Consider the following 21,263-nt stretch of genomic DNA (forward strand, 5'->3'; position numbering starts at 1 on the left):
TCCATCCATGACCCTGTCTTCCCCGCTCACCGCCTGCCTGTCCCTGCTGCTGTTATCAAGCTGCGCCGTCGCGCCATCGGCTCCGGATGCCGCAAGCGCCGCCTACCTGGCCGGCCCGGCCTACACCGTCTACGCGGCGGGCGATATCGCCGATTGCCGCCAGCGCGGCTGGCAATATACGGGCGCGGCGCTGACGGCCGAACTGATCGCCGGCGAACTGGCCGGAAAACCCGACGCTGCCGTGCTGAGCCTGGGCGACCATACCTATCCGGCCGGTCTGGCGACGGAATTTCGCGACTGCTATGCGCCCACCTGGGGCCGCTTCAAGGCGCGTACCTATCCCACACCCGGCAACCACGAATATTACGGTTCCAGATCGGCCAGCGGCTACGTTGATTATTTCGGCCGGCCCGACTACTACAGTTTTCAACTGGGCAGCTGGCATGTGATATCGCTCAACAGCCACTTGCCGGCCGCGCGGCTCGACGAGCAGCTGGCCTGGCTGAAGGATGACCTGGCGCGCCATCCCGCGCGCTGCACCCTGGCCTACTGGCATGCGCCCTTGTACAGCTCGGGCGGCCACCGCGCACCGAAAACCATGCAGCCGGCCTGGCAGGCGCTGCACGCGGCCGGCGCCGAATTGGTGCTGTCTGGCCACGACCACGATTACGAGCGCTTCGCGCCGCAGGACGCCAATGGCAATGTCGACCAGGCGCGCGGCCTGCGCCAGTTCGTGATCGGCACCGGCGGCGCCTTCCTGACGCCGTTCTTTTATTTCATGCCGCACAGCGAAATGCGCGACAACAGCAGCCATGGCGTGCTCAGGCTGAATCTGCACGAGGCCGGCTACAGCTGGCGCTACCTGGCCGTGCCGGACGACGGCACGGTGGCGCGGCCGGCGCCCGACAGCGGTGCGGCGCCCTGTCATTGAACCTTATATAACTGTCACAGACGCAATCACTTGGAGTAGTCGCATGCACAACACGGTACATTTCATCCTGCAGGGCAAAGGCGGCATCGGCAAGACGCTGGTGTCGACCTTGCTGGCGCAATGGATGGTCGGCAAGGACGACACCGCCCTGCGCTGCTACGACACCGACCAGGAAAACGCCACCTTCTCGCGCTACAAGGCGATGAACGTCAAGCATGTGCCGGTGATGACGGAAGGGCGCATGATCGACCCCAAGCGTTTTGACGCGCTGATGATCGACATCCTGGAAACCGACGGCAACTGCGTGGTCGATAACGGCGCCAATACCTTTTCGCCGCTGATGGGCTACCTGCTGGAAAACGACTGTTTTGCCATGCTGGAAGAATCGGGCCGCAAGGTGTATATCCACACCATCGTCGGCGGCGGCGACACCCTGCACGACACGGCCACCGGCTTTGTCGCCACGGCGCAGGCGACAAAGGTACCGCTGGTGCTGTGGCAGAACGAACACTTCGGCCTGCTGCAATCGGCCTCGGGCAAGCAGTTCATGGAATCGCAGTCGTATGCCGAGCACCGCGCCCGCGTCAAAGGCAGCATCACCTTGTCGCAGCGTAACCCGGACACCTTTGGCGCCGACGTGAAAAAGATGAACACGGCGCGCCTGACGATGCAGGAGGTGCTGCAGAACGACAAATTCAACATCATGGAAAAACAGCGCATCAAGGTGGTCTACCGCGATATTTTCGAGCAACTCGACAAGGTGCAATGGTAGTGGACCCGCATAAACTGCGCAGCCATGTGTTCGACAAGACCGGCATCAAGGTCGACACCGACGACCCCATCTTTGCCCTGGTGGCGCTGAACGAGGCGGTGCTGGCCGAGACCGTCGAGCGCCAGCTGGCCGTGCTCAATGCCGCCACCGACGCGCTGGCGGCGCAGGCCTGCGCCGCCGGCGGCCTGCCGCCGCCGGCAACGCCTGTCACTGTGGCGATGCCCGCCACACGCTGGTTCACGCCGCGCGAATGGCGCTTGCTGGGCGCGGCCGCCATCGTCTCGCTGGCCTGCGCCCTGCTGGTGCTGGGCGGCGCGGCGCTGCTGTGGCACCAGCCCTGAACTCCTTACCCCCTCACTGGAAGCACGCATGAAACCGATCAAACTGCTGGCCATCCCGGCCCTGATGCTGTCGCTGTACGGCGCCCCGCTGACATTGGCCCACGCCGCCGAAGCGGCCGTAGCGTCACCCACCGGCGCCACCGCCGTGCCGAATATCGCCTACGAAAAATATACGCTGCCCAACGGCCTGGAAGTGATCCTGGTCGAAGACCACAAGCTGCCGGTTACCGCCGTCAATATCTGGTACCACGTTGGGCCGGCCAATGAAGCGCCGGGCCTGACCGGCTTTGCCCACCTGTTCGAACACATGATGTTTGCCGCCACCAAGCACGTGCCGCGCGGCCTGGCCGACCAGTTGCTCGAAGGCGCGGGCGCCACCGATTCGAACGGCAGCACCGACTTCGACCGCACCAATTATTTCGATACCGTGCCGTCGAACCAGCTGGAACTGGCGCTGTGGACCCATTCCGACCGCATGGGCTACCTGCTCGACGTGCTCGACCAGACGGCGCTGACCAACCAGCAGGACGTGGTGCGCAACGAGCGCCGCCAGAGCGTGGAAAACGCGCCGTACGGCATCGTGCAGGAAGCGCTGTTCCATCAGCTGTTTCCGAAGAACCATCCGTACTACGCCAGCGTGATCGGCTCGCACGCCGACATCCAGAACGCCAAGCTCGACGACATCAAGGAATTCTTTACCAAATACTATGGTCCGAACAATGCCAGCCTGGTGATCGCCGGCGACCTCGACAAGGCGAAAACCAAGGCACTGGTCAACAAGTACTTCGGCAGCTTCAAGCGCGGCCCGGCGGTGGATAAGCCGAACGTCGTGACGCCGCCGATCACGCAGGAACGCCGGGTGGTGGTGCAGGATCGCGTCGAACTGCCGCGCGTGTATTTCGGCTGGCTCACGCCGTCGGCGTATGCCAAAGACGATGCGGAACTCAAGATTGCCGCGCAAATCCTGGCCGGCGGCAAGTCCAGCCGCCTGTACAAGTCGCTGGTGTATGACAAGCAGATCGCCCAGGACGTGGGCGCCGACCAGGGTTCGGCCGCCTTGACCTCGATGTTTACCATCGACGCCACCGCCCGCCCCGGCCACAAGCCCGAGGAAATCGAACAGGCGCTCGATGCGGAGCTGGAAAAGCTGCGCACGGAAGGCCCGACCGAGAAGGAAATCGAACGCGCCCGCAACGGTATCGAAACCATCATGCTGAGCCAGGTGGAAAAAGTCGGCGGCCGCGGCGTGGCCAACTTGCTCAACGAATACAACCAGTACACGGGCGACCCCGGCTACCTGGCAAAAGATATCGAGCGCTACCGCCAGGTGACGGTGGCCGGCGTGCAACGCGCGGTCGACACCTACCTGAAAACCCAGGCGCGGGTGGTGGTCTACGGCGTGCCGGGCAAGCCCGACCTGGGCCCGGAAGTGGCGACGCCGGCGCCGGACAAAGTCAAGCCAGCACCAGGCACGGCCATCAATGCCGACGAGCCTTGGCGCAACAAGGTGCCGGCCGCCGGCCCGGCGCCGACGATCAAGCTGCCACAAGGAAAATCGTTCACCCTGGCCAATGGCCTGACCGTGATCCACCACTACAACCCGGCCGTGCCGCTGGTAGCCAGCCAGTTGGTGATCAAGAGCGGTTCGGGCGCCAATCCGCTGGCCCAGCCTGGCCTGTCGAGCTTTACGGCGCAATTGCTGCAGGAAGGCACGGCCACGCGCAGCGCGCCGCAGATTGCCGATGAAGCGGCGCAACTGGGCGCTTTCCTGGGCACCGGTTCCGGCGCCGACAGCTCGTTCGCGCAGATGACGTCCCTGAAGAGCACCTTCCCGCAAGCGCTGGACCTGCTGGCCGACGTGGTGCAGCACCCGCAGTTCCCGCAACAGGAAGTGGAACGCCAGCGCGCCAGCCGCATCGGCAACCTGGCGCAGCAGCGCGAAAACGCCGGGGCCGTCGCCGCGCGCGTGGAAGCGGCCGCGCTGTATGGCCCGCAACATCCTTACGGTTATATCCAGCTGGGCACGGAAGCGGCCTTGAAGGCGACCACCCGCGCCGACCTGCAGCGTTTCTGGCAGCAGCATTATGTGCCGAACAATGCGGCCCTGATCGTCTCGGGCGATATCACGCAAGGCGAGCTGAAGGCGCTGGCCGAAGCGAAGTTCGGCGCCTGGAAAGCCGGTGCAGTGGCGCCATCGGTGACGGCCCTGCCTGCCACCAGCAAGGCCCGATTGATCCTGGTCGACAAGCCGGGCGCGCCGCAAACGGCGCTGCGCCTGTCGACTATCGCGGTCGACCGCAAGACGCCCGACTACGCGCCGCTGCAAGTGATGAACGCGGCGCTGGGCGGCTTGTTTACCAGCCGCCTGAACACGAACTTGCGCGAAGAAAAGGGCTACACCTACGGCGTGCGCTCGCAGTTCCAGTACCGCAGCCAGCCCGGCCCGTTCTCGATCGCCGCCAGCGTGCGCACCGACGTGACGGGTGCGGCGGTGTCGGAAACGGTGAAGGAATTGCGCGCCATGATCGCCAGTCCCCTGAGCGCCAAGGAACTGGCTAACGCGCGCAATTCGCAGGTATTGTCGCTGCCGGGCCAGTTCGACACCAACGCCAGCGTCAGCGCCAGCATGGCCAGCACCTATGTCTACAAGCTGGGACTGGACTACTACACCCTGCTGCCGCAGCGCTTTGCCAGCGTGACCGGCAAGCAGGTGCAGCAGGTGGCAAAGAAGTACCTGCAGCCTGAAAAGCTGATCGTGATCGGCGTCGGCGACCAGGCCAAGATCGCGCCGCAACTATCGAAGCTGAAACTGGCGCCAGTGGAAGTGCGCGACGCGGAAGGGAACGTCAAATAAAATCCAACACCGGACAAAACCGTAGCGAGCGAATGGGAGTTGTGGCCGAGACGCGCAACTGTGCGAATGCACAGTGAGCATCGCAGGCCGCAAATCACGGCGCGCAGTAGGTTTGGTCTGGTGTTGTTAACGTCGCTTGAACAAAGCGACATTATCGATGATCGCCGCCACGGCCACCCCGGCCGTGTAGGCGACCAGGTCGGCCCAGCCGAAGAACGAGCCCAGCACCAAGTGACCCAGGGTGTGGGCGCGGATCTCGACGATCCACGGCGCCTGGTAGAGCTGGCTGAACTCCACCGCGAAGCACACCAGCAAGGCCCACAGCGCCAGCTGCCAGGTGCGCATGCGGGTGGCAAAAAAGCCCAGTCCGAACACGATCATCATGGCCCACAGGGCGTCGCCCGGATATTTGCCCAAGCTATCGGGTAGCCACTGGGGAAAGGCGCGCGAGGCCAGGCCCAGCGCAATGACCACCACGGTGGCAGCAAGCTGCAACAGGCGGCGGCGTTCAGGTTTTACCAGAAACATATTTCCTTCAAAGACGGGAGACGGACCGAACTATTGCGGCCCGTTCCGTATTGTACTGCGCGAATGTTCGCTAGCGAACAAACTAGTCGCCCAGTCCCGCATACAGCGCCGTGCTCAGATAGCGTTCGCCGAACGACGGGATGATGGTGACGATGGTCTTGCCCGCGTTTTCCGGACGCTGCGCGACCTGCAAGGCGGCCCACAGGGCGGCGCCCGACGAAATACCGACCAGCAAGCCTTCATCGCTGGCGGCCAGGCGCGCGGTGGCGAACGCATCGTCGTTCTTGACGCAGATGACTTCGTCATAGATGGCGGTATTCAATATCTGTGGCACGAAACCGGCGCCGATGCCCTGGATCGGGTGCGGGCCCTTGGTGCCTTTCGACAACATCGGCGACGCTTCCGGCTCCACCGCGATGATCTGCACGCCGCTCTTGCGTTCCTTGAGCACTTCACCGATGCCGGTAATCGTGCCGCCGGTGCCGACGCCGGCAATCACGATATCGACCTGGCCGTCGGTATCGCGCCAGATTTCCTCGGCCGTGGTCTGGCGGTGGATGGCGGGATTGGCGGGGTTGTTGAACTGCTGCAGCATCAGGTGGCGCGGGTCGGCGGCGACCATCTCTTCGGCCTTGCGGATCGCGCCCAGCATGCCTTCGCTCCCCGGTGTCAACACCAGTTCGGCGCCATAGGCGCGCAACAGGATGCGCCGTTCGCGGCTCATGGTGTCGGGCATGACCAGGGTGCAGCGGTAGCCGCGCGCGGCGCAGACCATCGCCAGCGCGATGCCGGTGTTGCCGCTGGTCGGTTCGACGATGATGGTGTCAGGATGGATCAGGCCGGCGCTTTCGGCGGCCGCGACCATGGCCAGGCCGATACGGTCCTTGACGCTGTGGGCGGGATTGTAGAATTCGAGTTTGGCCAGGATGGTGGCCACACTGCCGGTGGCGATGCGGTTGATGCGCACCAGCGGTGTATTGCCGATCAGTTCGGTGACGTCGTTGGCGATATTCATGGGGGAGTCTCCACGGTTGCAGGAGTGCCCAGTCTACCGCCTTTGACAGCAACGCGCGAGGGCGTTGCTGTCAAACAATCAATTATTTAATATCAAGCAATTCGACATCGAAGATCAGTGCCGAGTTCGGTGGAATGTCGCCATTGCCGGCGCCGCGCGGACCATAGGCCAGCTCGCCAGGAATGATCAGGGTGCGCTTGCCGCCCACTTTCATGCCGGCCACGCCCTGGTCCCAGCCCTTGATGACCATGCCCTTGCCCAGCGGGAAGTCAAACGGGCCACGGCCGACCGAGCTGTCGAACTGTTTGCCGCGCGAATTTTTCGCCAGCGGACGGTACAGCCAGCCCGTGTAATGCACGCTGACGGTATTGCCGGCGGCCGCTTCCTTGCCGGCGCCAACCTTGTTGTCGATGATGATCAGCTTGTCGGCGGCAGGACCGGGGCTCATCGATACGGCCGATGCCGGTACGGGAGCGGGGGCCTGCGCCTGCGCCAGCGATGCGGCGACGGAGCAGATCAGGGCAAACAATACGGAGCTACGCGTCATGATGGTTACTTTCCTTGAGGTTCAATGAGATGTCAGTCATACCCTGCCATGCTTGATGGGCAGGATGCGCGACAATAATAGCAAACCATGGGAGCGATATGAAAAACTTGTCACCGCAGCCACGCCTGTTCTACGGCCTGTGGCCCGATGCGGCCACGCGCGCCGCCTTCGCCGCATTGCAGCCGGCCGTCGGCGGCACGCCCTCGCGGCCCGACAAGCTGCACCTGACCATGGCCTTCCTGGGGCAGCGCGCGGCGCACGAGATGCCGGCGCTACTGGCCATCCTCGACGAGGTGCCGGCCAGCGCGATCACCTTGTGCTTCGACCATTTCAGCTATTTTCCCAAGGCCGAACTGAGCTGGGCCGCGCTGCGCGCAACGCCGCCAGCGCTGCTGGCCTTGCGCACGCAGCTGATGCGGCGCCTCGCGTGCGCCGGCCTGGCGCCCGCCTTCGAGCACGACCGGTTTACACCGCACGTGACCCTGGCGCGCAAGGCGGGACCGCCGCCAGCGGCGCCATTCGCACCGCTTATCTGGCAGGCCGATCAACTGGTGCTGGTCGAGTCGGTGAAAAGCAGCGGCGACTATCATGTTCTCGCCAGCCGCCAGCTTGTTTGAACGCTCAGGCGGCGTCGGGCAAGGCTTCTGCCTGCGGCTGGCGCAGGCTGTTCAGGGCATGCGCGGCGGCCACCATGCCGAAGCTGGCCGTGACCACCACGCTGGAGCCAAAACCGGCACAGTTCAGGCCGGTCACGCCGGCGGCGGCATCACCGATCTCGCAGGCCTCGCCGGTGTCAGGGGTCGTCAATGGCTCCATCGAAAACACGGCGTCGACATTGAATTTGTTTTTCACGCCGCGCGGAAAACCGTAGTCGGTGCGCAAATGCTTGCGCACACGCTTGAGCAGCGGTTCCTGCTCGGTTTTGGCCAGGTCGCGCACGGCGATCAGCGTCGGGTCGGTCTGGCCGCCGGCACTGCCGATGGTCAGCATCGGCAGGTTGCGGCCACGGCAATAAGCGATCAGCGCCGCTTTCGAACGGGCATTGTCGATGGCGTCGACCAGGTAATCGAAATGCTGGCCGCCCAGCAACTGCTCCAGGTTATCGGGTGCAATAAAGTCTTCGACTTGCGTGACCTGGCAGAATGGGTTGATCAGGCTGATGCGTTCGGCCAGTGCCGTGATCTTGGCCTTGCCGATGGTGTCGCTCATGGCCTGGATCTGGCGGTTGATATTCGACTCGGCCACGTTATCGAGGTCGATCAGGGTCAAATGTCCGACGGCGCTGCGGGCCAAAGCTTCGACGATCCAGGAACCGACGCCGCCCACGCCGATCACACACACATGGGCGGCGCGAAAACGCGCCAGCGCCGGCGCGCCATACAGGCGGGCAATGCCGCCGAAACGGCGGTCAAAATCGATCTCGGTCAAGTCCGGGGAAATAAGTTCATGGGTGGAGGTATGCATGGCGCCATTTTAACGGACACGGCGCTGACGGATATTCTAAAATGGCCGACAGCAGCGCCCGGCAGGCAACACTGTCGCCGCGCCCCAACACTGCACAACCCCTGATTAACTGGAAAGCACACCATGACCGTTCCGCTGTTCGACTCCGTTCCCGGCTTTGACCAGCCGATTGCCGTGCTCAAGCATTGCCACGACAAGATCCGCAAGCAGCTGGCCACCCTGCAAAACCTGCTGGCCTACCTGCCGCAGCAAGGCAATACGATCGCGGCGCAGCAGGCGGCCAAGGCGGTGTTGCAATATTTCAATAAAGCCGCTCACCTGCATCACGACGATGAAGAACAGGACCTGATGCCGATGCTGCAGGCCACCGCCAGCGGCGCGGACGCCGCCCTGCTGGCAACCCTGGTGCCCGAGATCCTGGCCGACCACCAGCGCATGGACCAGGCCTGGTCCACCCTGCGCCCGCAGCTCGACGCGATCGCCACCGGCGCCAGCACCGAGCTGTCCGTTGACGGCGTGAACGCCTATGTCGACGCCTATCACGCCCACATGAGCAAGGAAGAGGGGCAACTGGCACCGATGGCCAAGCGCCTGTTCAGCGCCCGGCAGATGGAACAACTGGGCACGGCGATGCAGCGCCGGCGCGGCATTGCGCCGGAAGCAGCACCGGCGGCCGACCCTGCCGCCGCGCTGGCCGCCATGCGTACCGATTACCTGCATTCGAGCCTGTCCGAAGCCGACGTGCTGGCCGACCCTATCGCGCAATTTCAGAAATGGTTCGACGAGGCGCTCAAGGCCCAGGTCGGCGAACCGAACGCCATGACCTTGTCCACCGTCGGTCCCGAAGGCAAGCCAAGCTCGCGCATCGTGCTGATCAAGCAATTCGACCAGCACGGCTTTACCTGGTACACCAATTACAACAGCGAAAAAGGCCAGCAGTTGCAGGACAATCCCAACGCCGCGCTGCTGTTTTTCTGGCGCGAACTGGAGCGCCAGGTACGCATCGAAGGCACGGTGGTGAAAACCTCGGCCGCCGAGAGCGACGAGTATTTCAATGTGCGCCCCTTGCAAAGCCGCCTGGCGGCGATCGCCTCGCAGCAAAGCGCGCCGATTGCCAGCCGCGCCGCACTGGAAGCGAACTTCGACGCCGTCGCCGCCGCAGCCGGCGAAGCGCCGCCGCGCCCTGAACACTGGGGCGGCTACCGCCTGCAACCGGAACGCATCGAATTCTGGCAAGGCCGCCGTTCGCGCTTCCACGACCGCATCGTGTTTGTGCGCGGCGCCGATGGCGCATGGCGCATGGAACGCCTGCAACCCTGACCTTGCAGGCGCAAAGCAAACTGGTCAATATCGGTGTAGGCTGCGATGGGCAGGATCTGAATAATATTGTTGTTCAATTAACGGCCGCCAGCGCGGCCGCTGCATTGGAGGCCATCTTGTTTATTCAAAACCAACTCAAGTCCTGGATCGCCGGCATGCGCGCCAAGGCCGCCTTGCCGCTGCGCATAGAACTGTGGAATGGCCAGCATGTCGACCTGTCGAGCGAAGCGCCGCGCGTCACCATCCGCCTGCCGACCGTCGCGTCGGCGCGCTACCTGCTGAATCCCTCGCTGGCCAATCTCGGTTCGGCCTATGTCGAAGGCAATATCGAGGTCAAGGGCAAGGCGCAGGACATGATTGCCATCTGCAATGCGCTGGCGCGCAATACCCTCAAGCCGGAAGGCAAGCTGGCGCGCATCGGGCGCAGCTTTACGCACGACAAGAGCAAGGACGCCGAAGCGATCCGCTACCACTATGATGTGTCGAACGCCTTCTACGAGCAGTTTCTCGACCCGGACCTGGTCTATTCCTGCGCCTACTTCGAGCACGGCGATGAAACCCTGGCGCAGGCGCAAGTAAAAAAAATCGACCATATCCTGAAGAAAATCCAGTTGCAGCCGGGCCAGAGCCTGCTCGATATCGGCTGCGGCTGGGGCGCGCTGGTGATCCGCGCCGCGCAGCACTATGGCGCGCGCTGCGTCGGCGTGACCCTGTCCGAAAACCAGTACCAGCTGGCGCGCGCGCGCGTGGCGCAGGCGGGCCTCGGGCACCTGGTCGAGATCCGCCTGCAGGACTACCGCGACGTCACGGGCCAGTTCGACCGCATCACCAGCGTGGGCATGTTCGAACACGTGGGCCTGAAACACTTGCCGAATTATTTTTCCATCATCCACAAGCTGCTGGCGCCGGACGGCATGGCGATGAACCACGGCATCACCTCCACCGATCCCGACAATGGCGAAACGCCGTACGGTGGCGGCGAGTTCATCGAAAAATATGTGTTTCCGCATGGCGAACTGGCGCATATCGGCAATGTGCTGAAAACCATGCAGCAGGGCGGGCTGGAAGTGCTGGACGTGGAAAACCTGCGGCGCCACTATGCGCGCACCTGCGCGCTATGGAACGACAACTTCGAGGCGCATGCCGAGCAGATCCGGCCGCTGGCCGGTGAGCGGCGCTTTCGCATCTGGCACGTCTACCTGGCCGGCTGCAGTTATGCCTTCGAGCAAGATCTGATCAGCCTGTACCAGATCGTCTGCGTCAAGGCCGGCCAGCGTGCCGCCGCCCTGCCCTGGTCGCGCAACTATATGTACGACGCCAAACCGATCGCGCTGCCGCCGCAGGCGCCCGCGCTGGCGCACTGAGGACCGAATTATTTGGCCAGGCCGGCGTGCATGGCGCGAAACTGCGCGACCCTGGGTGCGGCGACCAGCATGCAATATGCCAGTGCAGGGTGGCGCGCCACGTAATCCTGGTGTTCATCCTCTGCCCGGTACCAGGATTGCACCGGCAATACCTGCGTGACGATCGGTGCGTCCCACACGGCGGCCATCCCGGCGATGACTTGGCGCGCCACCGCCGCCTGCCGCGCCGATGCGGTGAAAATCACGGAGCGGAACTGCGGGCCCGCGTCATTGCCCTGCCGCTCGGCGGTAGTCGGATCGTGGCTGGTGAAAAATACATCCAGCAAGTCGTGATAGCTGACGACGGCCGGATCGAATGCCAGCCGCACCACCTGCGCGTGGCCGGTGTGGCCCGCCGCCACCTGCTCATGCGTCGGCTGCGCCACCTGCCCGCCCATGTAGCCGGTCTCGACGCTGACTACGCCGCGCACCTGCCGGTAGACCGCATCGTGGCACCAGAAACAGCCGCCGCCCAGTACCGCCACCTCCATCTGCTCGCTCATGTCGTGCTCCCGGATCTGTCACTGATTGCCATGGCAATCTTGCTTGTTCCACCACTGTAACGCAAACCGGCGCCACCTGCCGCCAGCATGCAACTTGCCGTTGGCGGCCAGGCTTGCGCCGTGTCAGTCAATTTTTGGCATAATGGCTGCAAACACACAGGCCTTCCATGAACACACTCTCCCCCCGCGCGCCAGCGCAAGCATTCGATACACCTCATTTCCGGCAGGCATTGTCGCAATTTGCCACCGGCGTGACGGTGATTACCACGCGCCTGGCCGATGGCAGCTTTCGCGGGCTGACGGCCAGTTCCTTCAATTCCGTGTCGCTGTCGCCGCCGCTGGTGCTGTGGAGTCTGGGCGAGGCCGCCAACAGCATGCCCATTTTCAGCGGCAACTCGCATTACGTGATCAATGTGCTGGGCGCCGGCCAGGCCGAGCTGGCCCAGCGTTTTTCGCGCCGCACGCCGAACCCGTTCGAGGACGTCGAGTTCGACTTGTCGCGCACCGGCCAGCCGATCCTGAAAGGCGCCTCGGCCTGGTTCGAATGCCACAACCGCAGCCGCTATCCGGAAGGAGACCATGTGATATTCGTCGGTGAAGTCGAGCAATGCGCGTACACGGCCCAGCCGCCGCTGATTTTCCATCACGGCAAATTCAGCACCCTGCCCGAATAATCGGACGAAAAAAAATCCGCCGCGGCGGATTTTTTTCAACCACAGCAACCTTAAAAGAACTTGTAGCCGATACCGACGCTGACGGCGGTCGGGTCGAGCTTGATGTTCTGCGTCTGGCCGGTGGAAAACTTGGCGGTGGTTTTCAGGTAGGTCTTGATGATGCCCACATCGGCGAACCAGCGCTCGTTGAAGGCCAGGGTCGCGCCCAGCTGGATGCTGCCGGCCAGCTTGTTTTTCAGGCGGTAGGTCGACGGCTCGCCACCGGGATTGAGCAAGGCCGTCATGGCGCCCGAACCGCGTTCCTTCTGGAAGTAGGCATACGTCAGGCCCGCACCCACGTAAGGGCGGATCATGGTGTTGGCCTCGAAGAAACGGTACTGCATCAGAAAGGTCGGTGGCAGCACTTCCGAGGTACCCAGCTTGCCGGTGCCCTTGATGGCGCCGTCGCCGATCAGGTCATGCTTGTACGGCACGCCCAGGTGCATCTCGGCCGAAATATTGTCGGTGACCATGTACGCCAGGGTCAGGATCGGCTTGGTGTCGGACTCGACGTCGGCCTTGGTGTTCGGCAAGGCAGGTGCCGTCATGTCGCCACTGGTGACATGCGGCGTGATCTTGTTGATGCCGACCTTGGCGGTGAAAGTGCCGGCGCTTTGCGCCGAGGCAGCCGAGGCCAGGGTCATGGCCGCGATGGCCGCCAGTACTTGCACCGCGCTATTGAAACGTTGGTTCATATTGTCTCCTGATTCATCATGTGCGGATAGTGGCCTATCCAGTCAGTCCTTCAGGCGCCCCGGCACGGCCGGGGCGCTGCCCGATTACAGCCAGCCGCGCGTCACCATGTCTTTGGCAACATAACGCGCCAGCAACAGGTTGTTGAACGGCGAAGGATGGACATCGTCGGCATAGGAGTAATGGCTGACGTCACCGGCGATCAGGTTGCTGCCATTGCACACCAGCGAGCTGCCCAGCGGGTTCTTGGCAGCGCTCAGGTCGCATGCCGGTTCCTTGACGTTGGTCAGGCCATACGGGCCAGGGTTGCTCGCCTGGTCATTGCTGACAGCAAACACATCGACGATCAGTACCTTGTCATTGCTGCTCAGGCCGGTCTTGATCTGGTTATTGAAGGCGCTGACCATGGCGTTGATCAGGGTGCGGGTATTGGCATCCTTGCTCAGGCCCGATGGCGTATTGGCGATATCGGGCAGATTGTTGACCACCACGTGGGTGGCACCCTTGGCAACGATCTGGTCCTTCACCAGTGCGACCAGTTCGGCACCGGCCGTGCCCATGGCGGTGACCAGGGCCGGGCCATTGGCGGTGGCGTAGTCGGCGCCAGCCTTGGCGCCAGCAGCGGTGGCGGCAGTTTGCGCCGTGGCCACCATCGGGCCGTAGACGGCGGCCGAAGCGACTGCCGAATTGCCTGGCTGTACGGCAGCGGCGCCGACGGCGGCGGTCACGATGGTGGCGCTGGTGGCGCCTGGCGCCGCGCTGGCCGTGCGCACGGCGGCGGTAATGGCGGCGGCGGCAGTGGCAGGATTGGTGGCGCGGGCGGCCAGCAGCGGAATCAGGGTGCTGGCAAAGGTGGCGCTGCCGGCGGCGGTGCCGGCAGCGGTGGCGCCCGATTGCAGTGCGCCCAGCTGAAACAGCGCATCGTTACCGCCGGCCATCACGAACACCACTTCGGTGCCGCTGAACTTGCCGCCCGATACCGCCAGGTGATTGGCGATCTGGGTGGCGACCGGCACGGTCAGCGCACCGAGCGCGCTGCCCGTCGCCTTGTTGTTCGGTCCGACCGGAACGGTCACGCGCGAGCCGCCCATGGCATAACCAAAACAGCCGGCATGCTTGACGCGGGCCACAGACAGGCCCTGCGCCGCATTGCCTTCGAGTCCGGTCTCGGCGGCGCAGGGCGCCGGCAGGCCGAATTGCGCGGCCAGGTGCTCGGTCCAGTTCTTGCCGGTCAGCTCGGGATTGATGGCGGTATTGTTGCCATTGATGGTGAATTTGCCGCCTTTCAGGGCCGCAACCGTGCCGACCGCATACGAGCCGACGTCGGACAGGCTGTCGCCGAACGAGACTTGTGCCGTGTACTTGACTTTCAGGGTCTGGTCGCCGCCGCTGGAGCCGCCGCAACCGGCCAGGACAGCCGCTGTCAGCGCGGCAAGCGCGAATTTGGTGTATTGCATGTTGTCTCCTAATAGTCTTTTTTTGGTTTTACAAACGAACGGGCGTGCTATTCGCTACCCAACTAATATGCCATCGTTCCGTACGCTTGTATAGAAATTACGCTTGAAAAAACAGCCAAATTACAACACCTCTTTCCGTCCCGGCAAGACAGGGCGATGGCGCCAATTATGGCGGAAGAGTCATGACTCCGGACAATCAGTTGTATTGCGCTGCATCAAGAAAAAGCCCCTGACGGGGCTTGGGAAGACTGGCGTCAGAGGCCAAGAAATTGCTGCAGGATGCCGGTCGAGCCGAAAGCGGCGCGCCGCAGGCGGTCGTTGACGCCCAGCCAGTCCGCGCCGGTAGGCGGCGCTTCCACCAGGATCAGCTCGGCGCCGACCTGATCCATCGTGCGCAGCGAGGCGTACAGCGCATGGGCGTAAGAAGCGGGGTCGGCTGCCAGGCGCACGCTGGCCGAGGCTGGCGGCATCTCCGAATAATGGATCAGCGCCACCCGGCGCCCGGCATTGAGCAGTTGATTCAGCGTTTCGCCCAGCAGATCGGCGTGCTGCATCGCAACAGGCGTGTGTGGCGCGTAGTGCGAATCGAGCGTGCCGGAGGCGCGCGGCGCGGCAGCGTCCGGCAAGGCCGGCAATTGACCGATCACGGCCGCGATCTGCTCGCCACTGATATGGCCGGGTCGCAGCAACACCGGGCCGTGCGTGGCCAGGCGGGATAAATCGACGATGGTCGACTCGATGCCGACCGCGCTCTGGCCGCCATCGAGCACCGCGCCCAGCAAGCCGCTGTCGAGTTCGGCCTGGAATTCATCGCGCACATGCTGCGCGGTGGTCGGGCTGACATTGCCGAATTTATTGGCCGACGGCGCCGCCACGCCACCCTTGCCGCCCTTGAACGCGGCCAGCAGCTCGATCGCCACCGGGTGCGACGGGCAGCGCAGGCCGACCGTATCCTGGCCGCCCGACACCGCATCGGGTATGTGGGCGGCGCGCTTGACGATCAGGGTCAGCGGGCCGGGCCAGAAAGCGGTCACCAGTTGCGTCGCCTGCGGCGGCAAGTCGTCGCACCAGTGCGCCAGATCGGCGCCTGGCGCCACATGCACGATCACCGGATGGTCGGACGGACGGCCCTTGGCCTGGTAGATGCGCGCGACAGCTTGCGGGTTTTCCGCGTCGGCGCCCAGGCCGTAGACGGTCTCGGTCGGGAACGCCACCAGCGCACCCGCTTCCAGCAAGGCGGCCGCCGCAGTGATGGACACGCTCACGGCGCAATGCCCAAAATCAGGCAAGCCTCATGCAGGCGCTGCTGCGCTTCGGGCAAGGTGGCCGCCACCAGCGTCAAATGCCCCATCTTGCGGCCGCGGCGCGGATCGTCCTTGCCATACAGATGCAGGCAAGCGCCGGGCAGCGCCAGCACCTGGTCCCAGGCCGGTTCACGGATGGCGTCGCTGTCGTCGGCAAACCAGGCGTCGCCCAGGAGATTGAGCATCACGGCCGGCGAGTGCTGGCGCGTGTCGCCCAGCGGCAGGCGCGCCATGGCCCGCACCTGCTGCGCGAACTGGCTGGTGACGCAGGCGTCCATCGTGTAGTGGCCGCTGTTATGCGGCCGCGGCGCCATTTCGTTGACCACCAGAGAACCGTCGGCCAGCACGAAGAACTCGATGCACAGCACGCCGACATAAGCGAGCTCGGCCACCATGGCCTGCGCCGCGCGCTGCGCTTTCGCCGCACAGTCAGCCGAAACGTTCGGGCCCGGCACGGTGGTGGTAAACAGGATGCCGTCGCGGTGCACGTTTTCGGCGATCGGATAGACCACCGAGGCGCCGTCAACGCCGCGCGCCGTCAGCACCGACACTTCATAGGCCAGCGGCAGCATTTTTTCCAGCAGGCAGGTGACCTGCCCCATGCCGGCAAACGCGGCGCGCACGTCGTCGCGCGTGCGCACGCGGACCTGCCCCTTGCCGTCATAGCCCATGCGCACGGTTTTCAAAATGCCGGGCAAGAGTTCATCGTCAATCGCCGCGATATCGGCCTCGCTGGCGATCACCTTGTGCGGCGCCGGCAGCACGCCGGATTTGCCTGCGCAGCCGACAAAGAAACGCTTTTCGGCGATGCGGTCCTGCGCCACCGACACGCCATCGGCGTTCGGCGCGACAAACACGCTTTGCGCCAGGCGCGACAGGCTGCCGGCCGGCACGTTTTCAAATTCGGTGGTCACCGCCAGGCATTGCGCGGCCAGGGCGTCGAGGCCGGCGCCATCATCGTAGCCGGCGTTGACCAGGCGCTGCGCGACCTGGCCGGCCGGGCAGGTCGCGCCCGGTTCCAGCACAGGTTCAAGAACTGCAACCTGGTAGCCCATGCTCTGGGCCGCCTGGGCGAACATGCGGCCCAGCTGGCCGCCGCCCATCACGCCCAGCCAGGCGGGTGGGTTAGCGGTCGGCAAGATGGGAGAGGACTGCGGGTCGTAAGAATTGCTCATTTATTCCAGCGGTAAAGTCATCGCCTTGGCGGCGTCGGTTTGCGTGACACGGAAGGCCTCGAGTTGCGCGGCCAGCGCGTCGTCGTTGGCGGCGATCATCGCCACGGCGGTCAGCGCGGCATTGGCCGCGCCCGCTTCGCCGATGGCAAACGTGGCCACCGGCACGCCCTTGGGCATTTGCAGGATCGACAGCATCGAGTCTTCGCCGCGCAGGTATTTCGACGGCACGGGCACGCCCAGCACCGGCACGATGGTCATCGCGGCCACCATGCCCGGCAGATGGGCCGCGCCGCCGGCGCCGGCAATGATCGCGCGCAGGCCGCGCGCGCGCGCGCTCTTGGCATAGGCATACATTTCGTCGGGCATGCGGTGCGCGGAAATGACTTGCGCTTCGAACGGCACGCCGAACTGTTTCAGCATTGCCACGGCGTGCTGCATCACGTCCCAGTCCGAGGACGAGCCCATGATCACGCCGACCAGTGGGGTTGGTTGATCAGTCATCTCAGGCTTTCAGCTTTTCGCCGGTCAGGCGTTCGATGGCTTCGAAGTACTTGGCCTGGGTTTTTTCAATCACGTCGGCTGGCAGTGCCGGCGCCGGCGCCGTCTTGCCCCAGCTCAGGGTTTCCAGGTAGTCGCGCACGAACTGCTTGTCGAACGATGGCGGCGACATGCCGGGCTGGTAGGAGTCCGCCGGCCAGAAGCGCGAGGAGTCGGCCGTCAGCACTTCGTCCATCAGGTGCATCACGCCATCGTCGTCCAGGCCGAATTCAAACTTTGTGTCGGCAATAATGATGCCGCGCGTGGCCGCGTAGTCGGCGGCCGCCTGGTACAACTGAATACTGACGTCGCGCATTTTGGCGGCCAGTTCCGCGCCGATGCGCTGTTCCATGTCAGCAAAGCTGATGTTCTCGTCGTGCTCGCCCAGCTCGGCCTTGGCGGCCGGCGTGAACAGCGGTTGCGGCAGCTTTTGCGCCTGTTGCAGGCCGGCCGGCAGCGCGATGCCGCAAATGCTGCCCGTGTCCTGGTAATCTTTCCAGCCCGAACCGATGATGTAGCCGCGCACCACCGCCTCGACCATGATCGGTTTCAAGCGCTTGGCCACCACGGCGCGGCCTTGTACCTGTTCCACTTCCTCTGGCGCCACCACCGATTCAGGCGCCACGCCCGTCAGGTGGTTCGGCACGATATGGCCCAGCTTCTCGAACCAGAAGTCGCTCATCTGATTGAGCACCTTGCCCTTGCCGGGAATCGGCTCGTTCATGACGACGTCGAAGGCCGACAGGCGGTCGGTGGTGACGATCAGAATCTTGTCGTCGCCGACGGCGTAGTTGTCGCGCACCTTGCCGTGACCGAGCAGTGGCAGGGAATGGATGGAGGTCTGATAGAGGCTGTTCATAGCGGAGGGAGTGGTTTGAATGAAACGAAACATGAAGCGAAACCGGCGCGCAGGACAGTCGCCCGCCGGTCGGGAACAACGGGCCGGCAAGACAGCCGGCCCGCTCCGGACAAGATTTTACTTCACAATCTGCGACAGCTCGCCGGCCTTGTAGCGCTCGGCCATTTTTTCCAGCGAAATCTGTTTGATTTTCGACGCCTGGCCTTCGCAGCCGAACGCCTGCATGCGCGCACGCACGATCTGCTCGGCCGCCAGGCGCGCCGGTTTCAGATAGTCGCGCGGGTCGAATTTCGACGGGTTCTGGAACATGAACTGGCGAATCGCGGCCGTCATCGCCAGGCGGATATCGGTGTCGATATTGATCTTGCGCACGCCGTGACGGATGCCTTCCTGGATCTCTTCGACCGGCACGCCGTAGGTTTCCTTCATGTCGCCGCCGAATTCACGGATCACGGCCAGCAATTCCTGCGGCACCGACGAGGAACCGTGCATCACCAGGTGGGTGTTCGGGATGCGCGCGTGGATTTCCTTGATGCGGTCGATCGCCAGGATGTCGCCGGTCGGCTTGCGCGTGAACTTGTAGGCGCCGTGCGAGGTGCCGATCGCAATCGCCAGCGCGTCGCACTGGGTGCGGGCGACGAAATCGGCTGCCTGGCTGACATCGGTCAGCAGCTGTTCGCGCGTCATGGTGCCGTCCGCGCCGTGGCCGTCTTCCTTGTCGCCCTTCATGGTTTCCAGCGAACCCAATACGCCCAGTTCGGCTTCCACCGTCACGCCGATGGCGTGCGAGAATTTCACCACTTCGCGCGACACTTCGACGTTGTATTCGTAGGAAGCGACCGACTTGCCGTCCGCTTCGAGCGAACCGTCCATCATCACCGACGAGAAGCCGGAGCGGATGGCGGCCATGCAGATCGCCGGCGACTGGCCGTGATCCTGGTGCATGACAACCGGAATGTGCGGATAGGCTTCGATAGCGGCGTCGATCAGGTGGCGCAGGAAGGCTTCACCGGCGTACTTGCGCGCGCCAGCGGACGCCTGCATGATCACCGGCGAGTTCAGCGCATCGGCGGCAGCCATGATGGCCTGCACTTGCTCCAGGTTGTTGACGTTGAAGGCCGGGATGCCATAACCGTTTTCGGCGGCATGGTCCAGCAATTGACGCATGGATACGAGAGACATGGTAATACTCCAAGAACAATAGAAACTGTGGCGACGCTTCGCGGCAGGGTGAGCCGCGCCGGCGTCTGGTTTACCTCGCGCGTGGCTTAATCGTATTCACCCACACGTACAATCTTCAATGCATTGGTGCCGCCGGCCTGCCCCATCGGCGAGCCCCAGGTGACGACGATCATGTCGCCCTTTTTGACGATGCCATTGGCGACCAGCAAATCTTCGGCCTGTTTCAGCACTTGCGCGCTGCCGCCATTTTGCAGCAGGTGGTAGGCGCGCACGTTGCGGTACAGGGCGGCCTTGCGCTGCGTGGTCACGCTGGGCGTCAGGGCAAAGATCGGCGTGTCGATGCTGTGACGGCTCATCCACAAGGCGGTGGAACCGGACTCCGTCATCGCCACGATGGCTTTCACGCGCAGGTGGTGGGCGGTAAACAGCGCGCCGTAGGCGATCGACTGGTCGATGCGCGAGAACGTCACGTTCAAAAAGTCGGCGTCGAGCTTGTTGTATTCGGACTGCTCCGCTTCGACGCAGATGGCGGCCATCATTTCCACCGTCTCGATCGGGTATTTGCCCGATGCGGTCTCGGCCGAAGTCATCACGGCGTCGGTGCCGTCGAGCACGGCGTTCGCCACGTCGGACACTTCCGCGCGGGTCGGCACGGCGTTGACGATCATCGATTCCATCATCTGCGTGGCGGTAATGGCCAGCTTGTTGGAGGCGCGCGCCATCTTGATCATGCGCTTTTGCAACGCTGGCACGGCCGCATTGCCCACTTCCACGGCCAGGTCGCCACGCGCCACCATGATGCCGTCGGAGGCGTCGAGAATTTCCTGCAGCACCGGAATGGCTTCGGCGCGTTCGATCTTGGCGATCATCATCGGCTTGTGGTGATACGGCTCGCCGGCGATATTGGCCAGGGTGCGCGCCATTTCCATGTCGGTCGCGCTTTTCGGGAAGGAGATCGCCAGGTAGTCGGCCTGGAAGCTCATCGCCGTCTTGATGTCTTCCATGTCCTTGGCCGTCAGCGCCGGCGCCGTCAGGCCGCCGCCCTGGCGGTTGATGCCCTTGTTGTTCGACAGCTCGCCGCCGATCTTGACCACCGTATGGATCTCGTTGACGACGATGCGCTCGACGATCAGCACGATCAGGCCGTCGTTCAGCAGCAGCACGTCATCCTTGTTCAGGTCGCGCGGCAGGGCCTTGTAGTCGAGGCCGACGCGTTCCTGGTTGCCCAGTTCGCCGTTCTCGCCCCATTTGGCGTCGAGGATGAACTTGTCGCCGGTTTCGAGCTGGATGCGGCTGTTTTCAAATTTGCCGACGCGAATCTTCGGACCCTGCATGTCGGCCATGATGGCCACTTCGCGGCCGCATTCGGCCGCCGCCTGGCGCACCAGCGCGGCGCGGTCGATATGGTCCTGTGCCTTGCCATGGGAAAAATTCAAACGCACCACGTCAACGCCTGCCCGTATCATCTTGACCAGGATGGCGAGGTCAGTGGAGGCTGGGCCGATGGTTGCTACGATTTTTGTACCGCGTGGCATAGGATTCCTTGTGCGAGAGCAAGAGGTTAGAGCAGTTCGACCGGGTGCTGGCGCGGCCCGGCAAGGTAAAAGCGCAGCGGTCAGGCTGCGCTTGGTGCGTACTATCGTGTTACTGCGCTGTACTGCCGGC

21 protein-coding genes are annotated in these 21,263 nt (G+C 63.8%); 8 read left to right on the forward strand and 13 right to left on the reverse strand.

Annotated features, from left to right (window positions below; all coding sequences use genetic code 11):
• Nucleotides 1-7 precede the first annotated feature (7 nt).
• The 4 genes from ASR47_RS06375 to ASR47_RS06390 are packed head-to-tail and all read left to right on the forward strand — an operon-like array spanning nt 8 to nt 4,898.
• A complete protein-coding gene (locus ASR47_RS06375) occupies nt 8-931 on the forward strand; it encodes a metallophosphoesterase family protein (RefSeq protein ID WP_065306919.1) in 924 nt (307 codons plus the stop codon).
• Between the two features lie 43 nt (nt 932-974).
• On the forward strand, nt 975-1,703 hold the full coding sequence (locus tag ASR47_RS06380; RefSeq protein WP_065306920.1) for a P-loop NTPase family protein: 729 nt from the start codon (nt 975-977) through the stop codon (nt 1,701-1,703).
• On the forward strand, nt 1,703-2,044 hold the full coding sequence (locus ASR47_RS06385) for a hypothetical protein (protein WP_065306921.1): 342 nt from the start codon (nt 1,703-1,705) through the stop codon (nt 2,042-2,044). The genes ASR47_RS06380 and ASR47_RS06385 overlap by 1 nt, the downstream gene beginning before the upstream one ends.
• Before the next feature lie 28 nt (nt 2,045-2,072).
• Entirely contained in the window at nt 2,073-4,898 is a 2,826-nt protein-coding gene (locus tag ASR47_RS06390; protein WP_065306922.1) for a M16 family metallopeptidase, read from the forward strand.
• Nucleotides 4,899-5,024: 126 nt separating this feature from the next.
• Here the strand turns inward: ASR47_RS06390 and ASR47_RS06395 are convergent, their stop codons facing one another.
• The 3 genes from ASR47_RS06395 to ASR47_RS06405 form a co-directional block, all read right to left on the reverse strand.
• Nucleotides 5,025-5,426, reverse strand: a complete 402-nt coding sequence (locus ASR47_RS06395; RefSeq protein ID WP_065306923.1) for a ribosomal maturation YjgA family protein — start codon at nt 5,424-5,426, stop codon at nt 5,025-5,027.
• 82 nt (nt 5,427-5,508) lie between these two features.
• On the reverse strand, nt 5,509-6,441 hold the full coding sequence (gene cysK, locus ASR47_RS06400) for a cysteine synthase A (protein ID WP_065306924.1): 933 nt from the start codon (nt 6,439-6,441) through the stop codon (nt 5,509-5,511).
• Nucleotides 6,442-6,523: 82 nt separating this feature from the next.
• Nucleotides 6,524-6,988 carry an FKBP-type peptidyl-prolyl cis-trans isomerase gene (locus ASR47_RS06405; protein ID WP_065306925.1) on the reverse strand — a complete coding sequence of 155 codons (465 nt, stop codon included), beginning with the start codon at nt 6,986-6,988 and terminating at the stop codon, nt 6,524-6,526.
• 98 nt (nt 6,989-7,086) lie between these two features.
• On the opposite strand from ASR47_RS06405, the gene ASR47_RS06410 reads away from it, so the two are divergent.
• The gene (locus tag ASR47_RS06410) at nt 7,087-7,605 is read left to right on the forward strand and encodes a 2'-5' RNA ligase family protein (protein WP_065306926.1); all 519 of its coding nucleotides are present in this window, start codon (nt 7,087-7,089) and stop codon (nt 7,603-7,605) included.
• Nucleotides 7,606-7,609: 4 nt separating this feature from the next.
• Here the strand turns inward: ASR47_RS06410 and tcdA are convergent, their stop codons facing one another.
• Nucleotides 7,610-8,452 carry a tRNA cyclic N6-threonylcarbamoyladenosine(37) synthase TcdA gene (gene tcdA / locus ASR47_RS06415; RefSeq protein WP_065306927.1) on the reverse strand — a complete coding sequence of 281 codons (843 nt, stop codon included), beginning with the start codon at nt 8,450-8,452 and terminating at the stop codon, nt 7,610-7,612.
• A 123-nt stretch (nt 8,453-8,575) separates the two neighbouring features.
• Between tcdA and pdxH the strand changes: the two genes are divergently transcribed.
• Nucleotides 8,576-9,772 carry a pyridoxamine 5'-phosphate oxidase gene (pdxH, locus tag ASR47_RS06420; protein WP_065306928.1) on the forward strand — a complete coding sequence of 399 codons (1,197 nt, stop codon included), beginning with the start codon at nt 8,576-8,578 and terminating at the stop codon, nt 9,770-9,772.
• A 116-nt stretch (nt 9,773-9,888) separates the two neighbouring features.
• Nucleotides 9,889-11,136, forward strand: a complete 1,248-nt coding sequence (locus tag ASR47_RS06425; protein WP_065307006.1) for an SAM-dependent methyltransferase — start codon at nt 9,889-9,891, stop codon at nt 11,134-11,136.
• A gap of 8 nt (nt 11,137-11,144) precedes the next feature.
• On the opposite strand, the gene msrA is transcribed toward ASR47_RS06425, so the two are convergent.
• Entirely contained in the window at nt 11,145-11,678 is a 534-nt protein-coding gene (gene msrA, locus ASR47_RS06430) for a peptide-methionine (S)-S-oxide reductase MsrA (RefSeq protein ID WP_065306929.1), read from the reverse strand.
• A 167-nt stretch (nt 11,679-11,845) separates the two neighbouring features.
• Between msrA and ASR47_RS06435 the strand changes: the two genes are divergently transcribed.
• Complete coding sequence (locus ASR47_RS06435) at nt 11,846-12,352, forward strand: flavin reductase family protein (protein ID WP_065306930.1); 507 nt, start codon at nt 11,846-11,848, stop codon at nt 12,350-12,352.
• A gap of 50 nt (nt 12,353-12,402) precedes the next feature.
• On the opposite strand, the gene ASR47_RS06440 is transcribed toward ASR47_RS06435, so the two are convergent.
• From ASR47_RS06440 to pyk, 8 genes are all read right to left on the reverse strand, one after another.
• Entirely contained in the window at nt 12,403-13,086 is a 684-nt protein-coding gene (locus ASR47_RS06440) for an OmpW/AlkL family protein (RefSeq protein WP_065306931.1), read from the reverse strand.
• A gap of 84 nt (nt 13,087-13,170) precedes the next feature.
• A complete protein-coding gene (locus ASR47_RS27380) occupies nt 13,171-14,541 on the reverse strand; it encodes an SGNH/GDSL hydrolase family protein (protein ID WP_065306932.1) in 1,371 nt (456 codons plus the stop codon).
• A 254-nt stretch (nt 14,542-14,795) separates the two neighbouring features.
• Nucleotides 14,796-15,806 carry an L-threonylcarbamoyladenylate synthase gene (locus tag ASR47_RS06450; protein ID WP_425402720.1) on the reverse strand — a complete coding sequence of 337 codons (1,011 nt, stop codon included), beginning with the start codon at nt 15,804-15,806 and terminating at the stop codon, nt 14,796-14,798.
• Nucleotides 15,803-17,020 carry a 5-(carboxyamino)imidazole ribonucleotide synthase gene (locus tag ASR47_RS06455; RefSeq protein WP_065306934.1) on the reverse strand — a complete coding sequence of 406 codons (1,218 nt, stop codon included), beginning with the start codon at nt 17,018-17,020 and terminating at the stop codon, nt 15,803-15,805. The genes ASR47_RS06450 and ASR47_RS06455 overlap by 4 nt, the downstream gene beginning before the upstream one ends.
• Nucleotides 17,021-17,521: a 5-(carboxyamino)imidazole ribonucleotide mutase gene (gene purE / locus ASR47_RS06460; RefSeq protein ID WP_065306935.1), complete on the reverse strand. Its 501-nt coding sequence runs from the start codon at nt 17,519-17,521 to the stop codon at nt 17,021-17,023.
• Between the two features lies 1 nt (nt 17,522).
• Entirely contained in the window at nt 17,523-18,416 is an 894-nt protein-coding gene (locus ASR47_RS06465; RefSeq protein ID WP_065306936.1) for a phosphoribosylaminoimidazolesuccinocarboxamide synthase, read from the reverse strand.
• Nucleotides 18,417-18,533: 117 nt separating this feature from the next.
• On the reverse strand, nt 18,534-19,598 hold the full coding sequence (gene fba, locus ASR47_RS06470) for a class II fructose-bisphosphate aldolase (protein WP_065306937.1): 1,065 nt from the start codon (nt 19,596-19,598) through the stop codon (nt 18,534-18,536).
• An 86-nt stretch (nt 19,599-19,684) separates the two neighbouring features.
• Nucleotides 19,685-21,133: a pyruvate kinase gene (pyk, locus tag ASR47_RS06475; protein ID WP_065306938.1), complete on the reverse strand. Its 1,449-nt coding sequence runs from the start codon at nt 21,131-21,133 to the stop codon at nt 19,685-19,687.
• Nucleotides 21,134-21,263: the final 130 nt, after the last annotated feature.

Source organism: Janthinobacterium psychrotolerans (genome assembly GCF_001677885.1).
Lineage (GTDB): Bacteria > Pseudomonadota > Gammaproteobacteria > Burkholderiales > Burkholderiaceae_D > Janthinobacterium > Janthinobacterium psychrotolerans.

Excerpts from the sequence above, each read along its gene's own strand:
- ASR47_RS06375 (WP_065306919.1), top strand. The coding sequence starts at position 8 with ATGACCCTGTCTTCCCCGCTCACCGCCTGCCTGTCCCTGCTGCTGTTA.
- ASR47_RS06380 (WP_065306920.1), top strand. The coding sequence starts at position 975 with ATGCACAACACGGTACATTTCATCCTGCAGGGCAAAGGCGGCATCGGC.
- ASR47_RS06390 (WP_065306922.1), top strand. The coding sequence starts at position 2,073 with ATGAAACCGATCAAACTGCTGGCCATCCCGGCCCTGATGCTGTCGCTG.
- ASR47_RS06395 (WP_065306923.1), bottom strand. The coding sequence starts at position 5,426 with ATGTTTCTGGTAAAACCTGAACGCCGCCGCCTGTTGCAGCTTGCTGCC.
- cysK (WP_065306924.1), bottom strand. The coding sequence starts at position 6,441 with ATGAATATCGCCAACGACGTCACCGAACTGATCGGCAATACACCGCTG.
- ASR47_RS06405 (WP_065306925.1), bottom strand. The coding sequence starts at position 6,988 with ATGACGCGTAGCTCCGTATTGTTTGCCCTGATCTGCTCCGTCGCCGCA.
- ASR47_RS06410 (WP_065306926.1), top strand. The coding sequence starts at position 7,087 with ATGAAAAACTTGTCACCGCAGCCACGCCTGTTCTACGGCCTGTGGCCC.
- tcdA (WP_065306927.1), bottom strand. The coding sequence starts at position 8,452 with ATGCATACCTCCACCCATGAACTTATTTCCCCGGACTTGACCGAGATC.
- pdxH (WP_065306928.1), top strand. The coding sequence starts at position 8,576 with ATGACCGTTCCGCTGTTCGACTCCGTTCCCGGCTTTGACCAGCCGATT.
- msrA (WP_065306929.1), bottom strand. The coding sequence starts at position 11,678 with ATGAGCGAGCAGATGGAGGTGGCGGTACTGGGCGGCGGCTGTTTCTGG.
- ASR47_RS06435 (WP_065306930.1), top strand. The coding sequence starts at position 11,846 with ATGAACACACTCTCCCCCCGCGCGCCAGCGCAAGCATTCGATACACCT.
- ASR47_RS06440 (WP_065306931.1), bottom strand. The coding sequence starts at position 13,086 with ATGAACCAACGTTTCAATAGCGCGGTGCAAGTACTGGCGGCCATCGCG.
- ASR47_RS27380 (WP_065306932.1), bottom strand. The coding sequence starts at position 14,541 with ATGCAATACACCAAATTCGCGCTTGCCGCGCTGACAGCGGCTGTCCTG.
- ASR47_RS06455 (WP_065306934.1), bottom strand. The coding sequence starts at position 17,020 with ATGAGCAATTCTTACGACCCGCAGTCCTCTCCCATCTTGCCGACCGCT.
- purE (WP_065306935.1), bottom strand. The coding sequence starts at position 17,521 with ATGACTGATCAACCAACCCCACTGGTCGGCGTGATCATGGGCTCGTCC.
- ASR47_RS06465 (WP_065306936.1), bottom strand. The coding sequence starts at position 18,416 with ATGAACAGCCTCTATCAGACCTCCATCCATTCCCTGCCACTGCTCGGT.
- fba (WP_065306937.1), bottom strand. The coding sequence starts at position 19,598 with ATGTCTCTCGTATCCATGCGTCAATTGCTGGACCATGCCGCCGAAAAC.
- pyk (WP_065306938.1), bottom strand. The coding sequence starts at position 21,133 with ATGCCACGCGGTACAAAAATCGTAGCAACCATCGGCCCAGCCTCCACT.